The organism is Amycolatopsis thermalba, from assembly GCF_023376025.1.
Lineage (GTDB): Bacteria > Actinomycetota > Actinomycetes > Mycobacteriales > Pseudonocardiaceae > Amycolatopsis_E > Amycolatopsis_E thermalba.
In genome coordinates this window covers 1,394,480-1,406,972 of sequence record NZ_CP091196.1, presented here as the reverse complement: position 1 = coordinate 1,406,972, position 12,493 = coordinate 1,394,480, and the positions used below count along the sequence as shown (strand labels likewise).

Annotated in this window: 13 protein-coding genes; 7 read left to right on the top strand and 6 right to left on the bottom strand. The window is 70.5% G+C overall.

Translation table 11 applies throughout. The features are described 5' to 3' along the window. Positions 1 to 2: 2 nt before the first annotated feature. From L1857_RS06885 to L1857_RS06875, 3 genes are all read right to left on the bottom strand, one after another. Positions 3 to 896, bottom strand: coding sequence for an IS982 family transposase (locus L1857_RS06885; protein ID WP_249464663.1), 894 nt, complete (start codon positions 894 to 896; stop codon positions 3 to 5). A gap of 214 nt (positions 897 to 1,110) precedes the next feature. Further along, positions 1,111 to 2,196 (bottom strand): IS630 family transposase, encoded by a 1,086-nt coding sequence (locus tag L1857_RS06880; protein WP_249464661.1) that lies wholly within the window; start codon positions 2,194 to 2,196, stop codon positions 1,111 to 1,113. A 41-nt stretch (positions 2,197 to 2,237) separates the two neighbouring features. Further along, entirely contained in the window at positions 2,238 to 2,858 is a 621-nt protein-coding gene (locus tag L1857_RS06875; protein ID WP_116114778.1) for a hypothetical protein, read from the bottom strand. Between the two features lie 179 nt (positions 2,859 to 3,037). On the opposite strand from L1857_RS06875, the gene L1857_RS06870 reads away from it, so the two are divergent. The 5 genes from L1857_RS06870 (at position 3,038) to L1857_RS06850 (ending at position 6,731) form a co-directional block, all read left to right on the top strand. Then, positions 3,038 to 4,840: an acetyl/propionyl/methylcrotonyl-CoA carboxylase subunit alpha gene (locus L1857_RS06870; protein ID WP_094008908.1), complete on the top strand. Its 1,803-nt coding sequence runs from the start codon at positions 3,038 to 3,040 to the stop codon at positions 4,838 to 4,840. A 9-nt stretch (positions 4,841 to 4,849) separates the two neighbouring features. Continuing rightward, positions 4,850 to 5,308, top strand: a complete 459-nt coding sequence (locus L1857_RS06865; RefSeq protein ID WP_116114783.1) for a DUF1707 SHOCT-like domain-containing protein — start codon at positions 4,850 to 4,852, stop codon at positions 5,306 to 5,308. Beyond that, complete coding sequence (locus tag L1857_RS06860) at positions 5,305 to 5,667, top strand: DUF1707 SHOCT-like domain-containing protein (protein ID WP_205413415.1); 363 nt, start codon at positions 5,305 to 5,307, stop codon at positions 5,665 to 5,667. Before L1857_RS06865 ends, L1857_RS06860 begins: the two co-directional genes overlap by 4 nt. Further along, entirely contained in the window at positions 5,667 to 5,990 is a 324-nt protein-coding gene (locus tag L1857_RS06855; protein ID WP_094008910.1) for a hypothetical protein, read from the top strand. The genes L1857_RS06860 and L1857_RS06855 overlap by 1 nt, the downstream gene beginning before the upstream one ends. A 108-nt stretch (positions 5,991 to 6,098) precedes the next feature. Then, positions 6,099 to 6,731 (top strand): AMP-binding protein, encoded by a 633-nt coding sequence (locus L1857_RS06850; RefSeq protein ID WP_205413416.1) that lies wholly within the window; start codon positions 6,099 to 6,101, stop codon positions 6,729 to 6,731. A gap of 454 nt (positions 6,732 to 7,185) precedes the next feature. Here the strand turns inward: L1857_RS06850 and L1857_RS06845 are convergent, their stop codons facing one another. Then, positions 7,186 to 8,898 carry a glycerol-3-phosphate dehydrogenase/oxidase gene (locus L1857_RS06845; RefSeq protein ID WP_094008911.1) on the bottom strand — a complete coding sequence of 571 codons (1,713 nt, stop codon included), beginning with the start codon at positions 8,896 to 8,898 and terminating at the stop codon, positions 7,186 to 7,188. A 214-nt stretch (positions 8,899 to 9,112) separates the two neighbouring features. On the opposite strand from L1857_RS06845, the gene L1857_RS06840 reads away from it, so the two are divergent. Then, positions 9,113 to 9,862 carry an MIP/aquaporin family protein gene (locus L1857_RS06840; RefSeq protein WP_116114787.1) on the top strand — a complete coding sequence of 250 codons (750 nt, stop codon included), beginning with the start codon at positions 9,113 to 9,115 and terminating at the stop codon, positions 9,860 to 9,862. Positions 9,863 to 9,875: 13 nt separating this feature from the next. Next, the gene (glpK, locus tag L1857_RS06835; protein ID WP_116114789.1) at positions 9,876 to 11,381 is read left to right on the top strand and encodes a glycerol kinase GlpK; all 1,506 of its coding nucleotides are present in this window, start codon (positions 9,876 to 9,878) and stop codon (positions 11,379 to 11,381) included. A 50-nt stretch (positions 11,382 to 11,431) separates the two neighbouring features. On the opposite strand, the gene L1857_RS06830 is transcribed toward glpK, so the two are convergent. Together L1857_RS06830 and L1857_RS06825 are read right to left on the bottom strand one after the other, a co-directional pair. Next, positions 11,432 to 11,959 carry a class F sortase gene (locus L1857_RS06830; RefSeq protein ID WP_116114791.1) on the bottom strand — a complete coding sequence of 176 codons (528 nt, stop codon included), beginning with the start codon at positions 11,957 to 11,959 and terminating at the stop codon, positions 11,432 to 11,434. Further along, positions 11,956 to 12,441: a hypothetical protein gene (locus L1857_RS06825; RefSeq protein ID WP_116114793.1), complete on the bottom strand. Its 486-nt coding sequence runs from the start codon at positions 12,439 to 12,441 to the stop codon at positions 11,956 to 11,958. Before L1857_RS06825 ends, L1857_RS06830 begins: the two co-directional genes overlap by 4 nt. Positions 12,442 to 12,493 lie beyond the last annotated feature (52 nt).

Below are 12,493 nucleotides of genomic sequence, written 5' to 3'. Positions count from 1 at the left end.
GGTTAGTGGTCGTAGGCGGTGAGGGATCGGGTGGTGGGTTGGCCGGTGGCGCGGTTGTGCCAGATCGCCGCGGTCAGGGCCAGGAGACGTTGGGCGATGCGGATGCCGACGCCTTCGATGGTCCGCCCACCGTGTCGTTCCAGGTCCAACTGGCCTTTGAGCGTGTCGTTGACTGACTCGATGAGTTGGCGGATGGACTTGAGTAGCGGTTCGCCGGGGTGGGGCTTGCGGTTGCGGTAGGACGGTCGGATCAGCCGGACGCCGCGCTCGGTGAGGTAGTGGTCGAGTTCGCGGGAGACGTAGCCCTTGTCGGCGATGATCAGCAGTCCGGGGCGTTCGGTGAGCAGGCGAGGTTCGTGGTCGCAGATAGCCATCAGTACCTGCCGCTCGTCGATCTTCGGGTCGGCCAACGCCCAGGCGATGGGCAGTCCGGCCGGGGTGCAGACCAGATGCAGGCGCAGGCCCCAGAACCAGCGCGAGTGTGATCGGCAGTAACCGTATTTGGCCCAGCCGGCCAGCTGTGACCGTTTCACGGTGGGCCGGGATCGTCCGCATTCGACCGGGGTTGAGTCGACGATCCAGGTGGTGTCGGTCCACAGGTCCGTGTCTGCCGCCAGCCAGCGCATCACGTGCTTGATCAGCGGCAATGCGGCACGCAGGCGACGGTTGTAGCCGGATTGGCCGGGCAGGTACTGGAACGCGCCGGGCATCCGGGCGGGCAGGAACCGCAGCCAGCGGGCCTCGGAGGTGAACCCCAGCAGCGCCTGGGCCACGGCCAGGGTGACCAACTCGGCGTCGGTCAGCCTCGGTGGCCGGCCCCGCCGACGCTGACCCGTGAGGTGGTCGTCGATCTTGACGTAGAGTGCGGTGAGAAGGGTGTTCAGGTCTGTCGTCACAAACTGATCTTGAACACCCTTCGCCTCACTCCGGGCATCACCCCAACTTAAGCATTACTCGTCTAGGGCCTGTTTTCGAGAGGCGAGGCAGCGACGCTCCGGACACCCCCCGGACGACGCGCAGTGGGGGCGGTGCCGGAGCCGTCGCTGCCGGTTGGCCTGCGAGAGCGTGGGGATCGCGCGCACGGTCCCGCACCCTGCGCTCGAAGACGCCCTAGTGTCCTGAGTTATTAATTCGCGTGCAGTAGCGTGCGATGGAGTCAAGGATCTGGTCGGCGGTCTTGGTCCAGACGTAGGGCCGTGGTTCGTTGTTCCAGGTCTCGATCCATGCGCGGATGTCGCGATTGAGCGCGTGGACGCTGGTGTGGCTGCCGTGTTGGAGTTTTTTGGTCGTCAGCTCGGAAAACCAGCGTTCGACGAGGTTGAGCCAGGAACTCGAGGTCGGAGTGAAGTGCACGGTGAACCGCGGGTGAGCTGCCAGCCAGCGTTTGATCACCGGGGTCTTGTGGGTCGAGACGTTGTCCATAACCAGATGCACTGCCAGGTCCGCGGGTACTTCGTTGTCGATGGCGATCAAGAACTTCTTGAACTCGATCGCACGATGCCGCGCGTGCAGCCGGCCGATGACCTTGCCGGTGGCGATGTCCAGTGCGGCATACAGACTGGAGGTGCCGTGGCGGGTGTAGTCGTGCGTGGCACGCTGCGGCGTTCCCGGCATCATCGGCAGGATCGGGGCGGTGCGGTTGAGCGCCTGGATCTGGGACTTCTCGTCCACGCACAGCACCACCGCCCGCTCCGGCGGCGCGAGGTAAAGCCCGACCACGTCCTTGACCTTGTCCACGAACAACGGATCCTTGGACAACTTCCACGCCTCACGGCGATGCGGCTGCAGACCGAACGCATTCCAGATCCGGGTCACCGCGGTCTGGGTCAACCCGGACTCCGCAGCCATCGACCGGGTCGACCAGTGCGTCGCATTCGCCGGCGTGGACTCCAGCGTCTTGGTGATCACCGCCTCGACCTGCTCGTCGGTGATCGTGCGCGGGCGCCCCGGACGTGGCTCGTCGACCAGGCCGTCCAGTCGTTGGGCCACGAACCGGGAACGCCATTTCGCGACCATCGCGCGCCCGACGCCCAACTCCGCGGCGATCTCGCTGTTCGAGCCGCCCTCGGCGCACCGCAGCACGATCCCCGACCGCAACGCCAACGCCTGAGCCGTCTTCCGCCGCTGCACCCAGTTCCGCAACGTCTGTGCCTCATCAACGGACAAGGCCAACTCAGGCAGCTTCGGATTCGGCATGCCGCACCCTACAGCTGAACTCGAATTAACGACTCAGGACACTAGGAGCAGGCGCGCAGGTCGCTGGAGTTGAGCTGCACCTCGGGCCAGCCACGCAGCTGGCTGACCGAGGTGTAGCGCCGCGTGCAGCCCAGCGCGCTGCCGTCCAGGGCGAACACCCGCGCCAGCACCGGCGAGCTCTGCACGACCACGACCTCCGGCGCGGTGTCCCCGGTGACGTCGTCCAGCCGCACGACCCCGCCGCTGGAGTAGTAGGGCTTGTCGACCGAGCGCCACGTGCCGGCGCGGCCGACGAGCAGCTGGGCGATCGCGGCGCCCTCCTGCCGCGCGTGCACCAGGCACGCCGACACCGCGCCGCTCACGCAGGACAGCGAGTTCGCGTCGAGCCGTCCGCCCAGCTCGGTCACCGTCAGCTCGAGCACGTTGGCGCCGGCCTGGAACCGCCCGTTCCCGCCCTGGGCGTCGGCGAGCAGCTCGACCGGCTTGCCATCGACACTCGCCCGCGCCACCACCTGGCACGGCCCCTCACCGCAATCCGCGCCCGCGGTCACCGCGTTGCTCCCGGCGCCGGCCGGCGCCTGCGCGCTCGTCCCGTCCTCGCGCAGCAACCGCACGGTGACCAGGGCGGACAACGCGACGACGGCGGCCACCACCGCGGTCACAACCACCGACCGAGGCGCGCGTCCCCTGCCCACGTGCCCACCCCTTTCCCCTTCAGGGTAAGCGTGAGCCGGGTCTCACCGCAGCACGACTACGCCGCCGTAAACTCCGGGAAAGGCCCGCGGAAGCGCCGCGCGACGCTCCGGGGGGATTGCGTGAAGGACCAGATGGAGGTAAGGGCGTGCCCGAGCAGGCCAGCGCGACCCAGGGCGGACCGGTGACGAAGATCCTCGTCGCCAACCGGGGTGAAATCGCGGTCCGCGTCATCAGAGCGGCCAAGGACGCCGGGCTCGCGAGTGTCGCGGTGTACGCCGAGCCCGACCGGGACGCGCCGCACGTCCAGCTCGCCGACGAGGCGTTCGCCCTCGGCGGCACCACGGCGGCGGAGAGCTACCTGGTCATCGACAAGCTGATCGACGTCGCCAAGCGGTCCGGCGCCGACTCCGTCCACCCCGGCTACGGCTTCCTCTCCGAGAACGCCGATTTCGCGCAGGCGGTCATCGACGCGGGCCTGACCTGGATCGGGCCGAGCCCGCAGGCGATCCGCGACCTCGGTGACAAGGTCACCGCGCGGCACATCGCGCTCAAGGCCGGTGCTCCCCTGGTCCCGGGCACCAAGGACCCCGTGTCGAACGCCGAGGAGATCATCGCCTTCGCCGACGAGCACGGCCTGCCCGTCGCGATCAAGGCGGCGTTCGGTGGTGGCGGCCGCGGCCTGAAGGTCGCCCGCACCAAGGAGGAGATCCCGGAGCTGTTCGAGTCGGCCACCCGCGAGGCGGTCGCCGCGTTCGGCCGGGGTGAGTGCTTCGTCGAGCGCTACCTGGACAAGCCGCGTCACGTCGAGGCCCAGGTCCTGGCCGACCTGCACGGCAACGTCGTGGTCGTCGGCACCCGCGACTGCTCGCTGCAGCGCCGCCACCAGAAGCTGGTCGAGGAGGCGCCCGCGCCGTTCCTGACCGACGAGCAGCGCCGCACGATCCACGAGTCGGCCAAGGCGATCTGCAAGGAGGCCGGCTACTCCGGCGCCGGCACGGTCGAGTACCTGGTGGGCCTGGACGGGACGATCTCGTTCCTGGAGGTCAACACCCGCCTGCAGGTCGAGCACCCGGTGACGGAGGAGACCGCGGGCGTGGACCTGGTGCGCGAGATGTTCCGCATCGCCCAGGGCGAGAAGCTGCGGTTCACCGAGGACCCGACGCCGCGCGGCCACTCCATCGAGTTCCGCATCAACGGTGAGGACGCCGGGCGCAACTTCCTGCCCGCGCCGGGCACCGTCACCAAGGTGGTCTTCCCCGAGGGCCCGGGCGTGCGCGTCGACTCCGGCGTGGTCGACGGCAGTGTCATCGGCGGGCAGTTCGACTCGATGCTGGCGAAGGTGATCGTCACCGGCACCGACCGGCAGAACGCGCTGGAGCGCAGCCGCCGCGCGCTGGACGAGATGATCGTCGAGGGCATGGCGACGGTCCTGCCGTTCCACCGCGTCATCGTGCGCGACCCGGCGTTCGTCGGCGACGAAGACGGCTTCTCCGTGCACACCCGCTGGATCGAGACCGAGTTCGACAACCAGATCGAGCCGTTCACCGCGGCCGCCGAGGCCGAGGACGAGGCCGAGCCGCGTCAGACGGTGGTCGTCGAGGTCGGCGGCCGTCGCCTGGAGGTCTCGCTGCCCGGCGACCTCGCGCTCGCCGGCGGCGGCGGCAAGGGCAACGGCGGCGGCGCGAAGGCCAAGCCGCGCAAGCGGGGCGGCGGCACGAAGACCACGGCCAGCGGGGACACCGTGGCCGCGCCGATGCAGGGCACGATCGTCAAGATCGCGGTCGAGGACGGCCAGCAGGTCGAGGCGGGCGATCTGCTCGTCGTGCTCGAGGCGATGAAGATGGAGAACCCGGTCACCGCACACAAGTCGGGCACCGTGACCGGACTTTCCGTCGAGGTCGGCGCCGCGGTCACGCAAGGCGCTTCCCTGCTCGAAATCAAGGACTAACCTGACGGGGTGACCGAGGTTCCCTCGCCCGATCTGCGCATCGGCGACAACGACCGGGAGTCCGCGCTGAAGGCTCTCGGTGAGCACCTGAGCGCCGGGCGCCTGGACCTCGACGAGTACGGCGACCGTTCGGCGAAGGTCACCGCCGCGCGCACGCGGCGGGACCTCGCCGAGCTGTTCGCCGACCTGCCGGAGCCGCATCCGGTGTTCGAGAAGCCGGCGGGGGCGGTCGAGAAGAAGCCGGACCGGACGCCGCGGCAGTGGTCGGACCGACCGTTGCCGCAGCGCGTGGCGGCCGCCGCGGTGCCGTTCCTGTGGGTGGCGGCGATCGTGCTGGCCTTCGCCACGTCGACCTGGTGGTGGATCGCCATGCCGTTCGTGTTCACCGCGGCCGCCAGCAACTTCTGGGGTTCGGACTGGGAGAAGCACCGGCACGGCAACCACGGCCGGCGGGACCGGCGGCGGTGAGCGACCAGCCGGAGCTGCGGCTGTCCGACGCCGAGCGCACGGAGGCCATGGACGCCCTGTCCGAGCACGTCCGCACCGGGCGGCTGGACATCGACGAGTTCGGGCTGCGCTCGGCGAAGGTCGCGGCCGCGCGGACCCGGTCCGATCTGGCGCCGCTGTTCGCCGACCTGCCCGAGCCCCGGCCGCGGGTGCTCGACCGGCCGGTGCCGTCCCGGACGCCGGTGCGGAAGGCCGGTCTCGGGCTCCTGCCGCTGCTCCTGATCGCGGCGGTGGCGGTGTTCGTGCTGACCCGTGGGATGTGGCTGGTCTTCCTGGTCCCGGTCGCGGTCGCGGTGGCCATGACCTGGCGGCGGCGCTGATGGATCCGGTGGAGATCAACGCGGGCCGGTACCGCCTGCGGCAGCTGCGGGCCGGCGACCTGCCGGCGCTGGCGGCGGCCGGGGTGACCGCGCCGAGCCGGTACGCGGCGCGGCGGGCCCGCGAGTGGGCGCGGAACGAGAGCTATTCGTGGGTGATCGCGGAGCCGGCGACCGGCGTGTTGCTGGGTGAGGTCGTGCTGGGCACCGACGGCACGATCGAGGTCTGGACCTCTCCCGCGGACGGGTTCGCCGAGCGGGCGGCCGTGGACGCGGTGGCCCGGTTCGCGGCGCGGGCGCTGGGGCTGGCCGCCCGCCGTCCGTAGGGCGATGTGGCCCAGTCCTCTTGTGCTGGCTGACACAATTCCTCGCGCGCCGCGGGGTGTTGTGGTGATCTGGTTTCAGATTCCGATTCAGCGCTGAACGGGGGGAACGTGGGCGAGTCCAGCGTCTTTCTGACCCGCATCCTCGACGTGCTGTTAGGTGGCGGCGACCAGATCGCATTCGCCCATCGTGGCCGGTCGATGACGTATCGGGAGACCTTCGACACATTACGGCGGCTGCATGCGACACTGAAATCCGAGGGGATTGTCCCCGGGCAGCTGGTCGCAATTACCGGTGGAAACACGCCGGAAACAATTCTCCTGCAGTTCGCTTCCCAGTTACTCGGCGCTCGGGTGGTGCATGTGGACGAAGAGCGCACCGATTTGCTGGAGCTGCTCGAGGTCGACCACGTGCTGACCACGGAGGGCCCGCTGGTGACGTCGCGCGTCGCGCGCGCCGCCCGCCGGGACGAGGACGCCGCACTGCCGCGCTCGATCGAGACCATGTTTTCCGGTGACGGCACGAACCTGGTCTGCTACCGGGACGTGTACGAGGAGATGGCCCGCACGACGCGGCCGAACCCCGCCGGGCCGCAGCAGGTGCTGTTGATAGCGCCCCTGTCGCACCCGATCGGCAACCGCCTGACGTGCAAGGCGCTGCTCGCCGGGGACACGGTGGTACTCCACGAACGCGCGACGGGCACCGGAAGCTTCGCGGCAGCCAACCTGGCCGGCGAGGCCTGACCCGCCAGGACGATCACGCCGCCGGGGCGGCCTTCAGCAGCAGCCCCGGCCCGCCAGCCCACCCGACGACTCACCCCACCGGCGCCGCCAGCCGCGCCCAAGCCTCCGGCACGCTCGACCACCACTCGCCCAGCAGCAGCCCCGGCCCGCCAGCCTGCCCGGCGGCTCACCCCACCGGCGCCGCCAGCCGCGCCCAAGCCTCCGGCACGCTCGACCACCACTCGCCCAGCAGCAGCCCCGGCCCGCCAGCCTGCCCGGCGGCTCACCCCACCGGCGCCGCCAGCCGCGCCCAAGCCTCCGGCACGCTCGACCACCACTCGCCCAGCAGCAGCCCCGGCCCGCCAGCCTGCCCGGCGGCTCACCCCACCGGCGCCGCCAGCCGCGCCCGAGCCTCCGGCACGCTCGACCACCACTCGCCCAGCAGCAGCCCCGGCCCGGCAGCCTGCCCGGCGGCTCACCCCACCGGCGCCGCCAGCCGCGCCCGGGCCTCCGGCGCGCTCGATCGCCGCTCGTCGGCTGCCTCGTCGCTCGGCTGCGTCTGCGAGTCCCGCTCCGCCGCCACCCGCGCGGTGTACACCTCGACCTCGTGGCGGACCGTCTCCTCGGACCAGCCCAGGACGTCCGCCACCATCCGCGCCACAGCCTCGGCGCAGTCCACCCCGCGGTGCGGGTACTCGATGGAGATGCGGGTGCGCCGCGCGAGGACGTCCTCCAGGTGCAGCGCGCCCTCGTGGCTCGCCGCGTACACGGCCTCGACCCCGAGGTAGTCCGGCGCGTGCTCGATGGGGCGCAGCAGCTCCGGCTTGCCCTCGCCGAGCGCGAGGACCTCGTGCACGAGCGAGCCGTACCGGTCGAGCAGGTGCCGGACCCGGTACGGGTGCAGGCCGTGCTGCGCGGCGAGGTGGTCGGCCTGGTTGACCAGCGCGTGGTAGCCGTCGGCGCCGAGCAGCGGCACCTTGTCGGTGATGGACGGCTGCAGGCGCCCGGGCAGGTCGGGCGCGGCGGCGTCGACCGCGTCGGCGGCCATCACGCGGTAAGTCGTGTACTTGCCGCCCGCGATCGCGACCAGCCCCGGCGCCACGCGCGCCACCGCGTGCTCGCGTGACAGCTTCGACGTCTCCTCGCTCTCGCCGGCCAGCAGCGGGCGCAGCCCGGCGTAGACGCCTTCGATGTCGTCGTGCGTCAGCGGGGTCGCGAGCACCGAGTTGACGTGCTCGAGGATGTAGTCGATGTCGTTCTTCGTGGCCGCGGGGTGGGCGAGGTCGAGGTTCCAGTCGGTGTCGGTGGTGCCGACGATCCAGTGGTTGCGCCAGGGGATCACGAACAGCACGGACTTCTCGGTGCGCAGGATCAGCCCGGACTCCGACACGATCCGGTCGCGCGGCACCACGATGTGCACGCCCTTGCTGGACCGCACCCGGAACCGGCCGCGGCTGCCGGACAGGCGCTGCAGCTCGTCGGTCCACACGCCGGTGCAGTTGATGACCGCGTTGGCGTGCACCTCGGTCTCGCGCCCGTCCTCGACGTCGCGCACGCGCACGCCGGACACGCGGTCGGCCTCGCGCAGGAACCCGACGACCTGGGTGCTGGTCCGCACCACCGCGCCGTAGTGCGCCGCCGTGCGGGCGACGGTCATCGTGTGGCGGGCGTCGTCGGCCTGCGAGTCGTAGTACCGGATTCCCCCGATCAGGGCATCGCGTTTGAGCGCGGGGACCAGTCGCAGCGCGCCCGCCCGGGTGAGGTGCTTCTGCCCCGGCACCGACCGCGCGCCGCCCATCGTGTCGTACAGGAACAGCCCGGCCGCGGTGTACGGCCGCTCCCAGAGGCGGTGCTGCAGCGGGTACAGGAAGCTGACCGGCTTCACCAGGTGGGGCGCGATGCGGGTGAGCATCAGCTCGCGCTCGCGCAGGGCCTCCCGGACGAGACCGAACTCCAGCTGTTCGAGGTACCGCAGGCCGCCGTGGAAGAGCTTGCTGGACCGGCTCGACGTGCCGGACGCCAGGTCACGCGCCTCGACCAGAGCGACCCGGAGGCCACGGGTGGCCGCGTCGAGCGCGGTGCCCGCGCCGACCACCCCGCCGCCGATCACCACGAGGTCGAACGTCTCCTCACCGAGCCGCCGCCAGGTCTCCTCCCTCGCCTCCGGCCCCAGCTTCGCCTCAGTCACTCCGGTTCCTTCCCTCGCGGACACGGGCTCACCACACCAGCATGGCACGGGATCCGGCACCCGCGCGGCTTTAGGACAGGTGTCCCGACATCCAGGAATTCCCGCGGTGGGGGTTGGACTGGTGGTCACCCAGGGTTAGGTTCAGTCGTCGTGGGTCGGCGATGTGGCCGGTGTGCACTGTGTCCGACCCTTGGGGACGTTGGGAAGGGGCAGGATGAGTGCACTGGGAATATTCATCTGGGAGCTGCTCGGTACCGGAACCCTGATTCTGCTGGGTACCGGCGTGGTCGCGAACGTGGTGCTCCGCAAGAACCTCGGCAACAACGCGGGCTTCCTGTTCGTCACTTTCGGCTGGGCCTTCGGTGTGTTCACCGGCGCCAGCATCGCCGCGCCGAGTGGTGCGCACCTGAACCCGGCGGTGACGCTGGGCCTGGCCATCGCGGGCAAGACCCCGTGGGAGGACGTGCCGATCTACGTGGCAGGCCAGATGGTCGGCGCGATCATCGGCGCCGTGCTCTGCTGGGCGACCTACAAACTGCAGTTCGACGACCACCCCGAGCCGGAGAACACGCTCGGGGTCTTCTCCACCGGCCCGCAGATCCGCAGCTACGGCTGGAACCTGGTCACCGAGATCATCGGCACGTTCGTGCTCGTCGCGTGGATCCTGCTCAGCCCGACGGCGACGGCGGGCGAGGCCGGCGTGCCGGAGTTCGGCAACTCGGCTCTGGGGTACGCCGGGGTGTCGTTCGTGGTGCTGGTGATCGGTATTTCCCTCGGCGGGCCGACGGGGTACGCGATCAACCCGGCGCGCGACCTCGGTCCGCGCATCGCGTATGCGCTCCTCCTGCCGATCCGCGGCAAGCGGGACGGCGACTGGGGTTATTCGTGGGTTCCCGTGGTGGGACCGCTCGCGGGCGGCGCCCTCGCCGCGTTGCTGTACCTGGCCGTGCACAACCTGACCTGATTGGGAGATCAGCATGACGTCTTATGTGGCCGCCATCGACCAGGGCACGACGTCCACCCGGGCGATGATCTTCGACCATTCCGGCCGCGTGGTCGCGGTCGACCAGCGGGAGCACGAGCAGATCTTCCCGCAGGCCGGGTGGGTCGAGCACAACGCCGAGGAGATCTGGGAGAACACGCGCGCGGTGACCGCGGGCGCGCTCGCCAAGGCCGACCTGCAGGCCGGGGACATCGCCGCGGTCGGCATCACGAACCAGCGCGAGACCGCGCTGGTGTGGGACCGGAAGACGGGCAAGCCGGTCTACAACGCCATCGTCTGGCAGGACACCCGCACCGACCGGATCGTCGACCAGCTGGGCGAGCTCGGCGGCGGGCAGGAGCGGTACCGCCCGAAGACGGGCCTGCCGCTGGCCACGTACTTCTCGGGGCCGAAGGTCAAGTGGATCCTGGACAACGTGGAGGGTGCGCGGGAACGCGCCGAGGCCGGCGATCTGGTGTTCGGCAACATGGACACCTGGACCGTGTGGAACATGACCGGCGGCCCGGACGGCGGGGTGCACATCACCGACCCGACGAACGCGTCGCGCACCCTGCTGATGGACCTGGACACGCTCAGCTGGGACGCCGAGATCGCGGCTGACATGGGCATCCCGATGTCGATGCTGCCGGAGATCCGCTCGTCGTCCGAGGAGTACGGCAAGGTACGGCCGCGCGGGGTGCTGTCCGGCGTGCCGATCGCCGGGATCCTCGGCGACCAGCAGGCGGCGACGTTCGGGCAGGCGTGCCTGTCCCCCGGCGAGGCGAAGAACACCTACGGCACCGGCAATTTCGTGCTGCTGAACACCGGCACGGAAAAGGTGATGTCGGAGAACGGCCTCCTCACGACGGTCTGTTACAAGATCGGGTCGAACGAGACGGTCTACGCGCTGGAGGGTTCCATCGCGGTGACCGGTTCGCTGGTGCAGTGGCTGCGCGACAACCTCGGGATCATCAGCAACGCCGCGGAGATCGAGCAGCTGGCCCGCACGGTCGAGGACAACGGCGGGGCGTACTTCGTGCCGGCGTTTTCGGGTCTGTTCGCTCCGTACTGGCGGTCGGACGCGCGGGGCGTGATCGCCGGGTTGACGCGGTACGTGAACAAGGGGCACATCGCGCGGGCGGTGCTGGAGGCGACGGCGTTCCAGACGCGCGAGGTGATCGAGGCGATGAACGCCGATTCGGGTGTGCCGCTGAAGTCGCTGAAGGTCGACGGCGGGATGGTCGTGAACGAGCTGCTGATGCAGTTCCAGGCGGACATCCTGGACGTCCCGGTGATCCGCCCGGTGGTCGCCGAGACGACGGCACTCGGCGCGGCGTACGCGGCCGGCCTGGCCGTGGGTTTCTGGGCCAGTGAGGACGACATCCGCAACAACTGGGCCCAGGACAAGGAATGGACCCCGTCGATGGACGCCCAGCACCGCGAGGCGCAGTACCGCAACTGGAAGAAGGCGGTGACGAAGACCTTCGACTGGGTGGAGTGACGTGTGGGCGCGCTTTCCCCGTGCCGGGTTCCGGTGCGGGGAGAGCGGGCTCAGGCGAGAACGGCGAACACGATGACGTTGTCGCGGTAACTGCGCGCCGCGCGGTCGAAAACCCCGCCGCACGTGATGAGCCGCAGCTCCGGCCCGGCCGTGTCGCCGTACACCGCGGCGGTCGGGAAGTCCGTCTTCGGCACCCGTTCCACCCGGGTCACCGCGAACCCGGATCGGGAACCGTCCACACGGGACACCGAAATCCGGTCGCCGGGCGCGAGTTCGTGCAAGCGGGAGAAGATCCCCTGCGGCCGGTTGCCGTCGACGTGCCCGAGGATCACGGCCGGCCCGCGCTCCCCCGGCGCCGGGCCGAGCGAGTACCAGCCGGCCTGCCGCGGCGACGTCACCGGCGGCACCTCCACGGTCCCGTCCTCGTTGAGCCCCAACGGAATCAGGCTCGACCGGGCCCCGATCGCCGGGATTTCCACGGCAGCGGGCACGGAAGCCGTGGGCGCCTGCTCCGGCGCGGCGGCACAACCGCTCAGCAGGAGCAGGCCCAGCGCCACGGCGAGCGCCGCGCGGATCACGGTGCCAGCGACCCGTCACCGGTCTGCGGCGCGCCCTGCGGCACGACCCGCGTCTGGCCCTGGCTCGACGCCGGCGCCTTCTTCGTCTGCCCTGAGCCCGGCGCCGGCGAGGAATCCCGGTCGAGCACGGTGAAGTACACGGTCACCGGATCCCCACCGCAGTGGAACGACACCGGATAGGAGCCTTCCGGCACATCCCGGATCACCGTTTCGGCGAACAACGCCCACGGCTGGTGACCCTCCGGGTTCGCCTCGAGCGGCTGGGTCACCCGCAAGGCGCGAGTGGTGAGTGGACTGGCCTGGTCGTCGCACGCGGCGGCGACCGAGACCTTCTCGCCGGGGTGCCCGCTGTAGGCGGACAGCTTCAGCCACACCGGCAGCGGTTCCGGCGAGGTGGGTTCGGTGGTGGTGGTCTGCGCGAACGCCGGCGTGGCGGCGACCAGGGTCGCGAGCAGGGCGGCGGCGATGGCGGTTGTTCTCATGGTGGCCTCACGGCGGTAGAGCTGATGGCCTTGTAGGCGCGCCGCCCGGTGC

Bases quoted from the DNA above. Each gene is read 5' to 3' on its own strand.
- L1857_RS06880 (WP_249464661.1), bottom strand. From the start codon at position 2,196: ATGCCGAATCCGAAGCTGCCTGAGTTGGCCTTGTCCGTTGATGAGGCA.
- L1857_RS06855 (WP_094008910.1), top strand. From the start codon at position 5,667: ATGGATCCGGTGGAGATCAACGCGGGCCGGTACCGCCTGCGGCAGCTG.
- L1857_RS06840 (WP_116114787.1), top strand. From the start codon at position 9,113: ATGAGTGCACTGGGAATATTCATCTGGGAGCTGCTCGGTACCGGAACC.
- glpK (WP_116114789.1), top strand. From the start codon at position 9,876: ATGACGTCTTATGTGGCCGCCATCGACCAGGGCACGACGTCCACCCGG.
- L1857_RS06825 (WP_116114793.1), bottom strand. From the start codon at position 12,441: ATGAGAACAACCGCCATCGCCGCCGCCCTGCTCGCGACCCTGGTCGCC.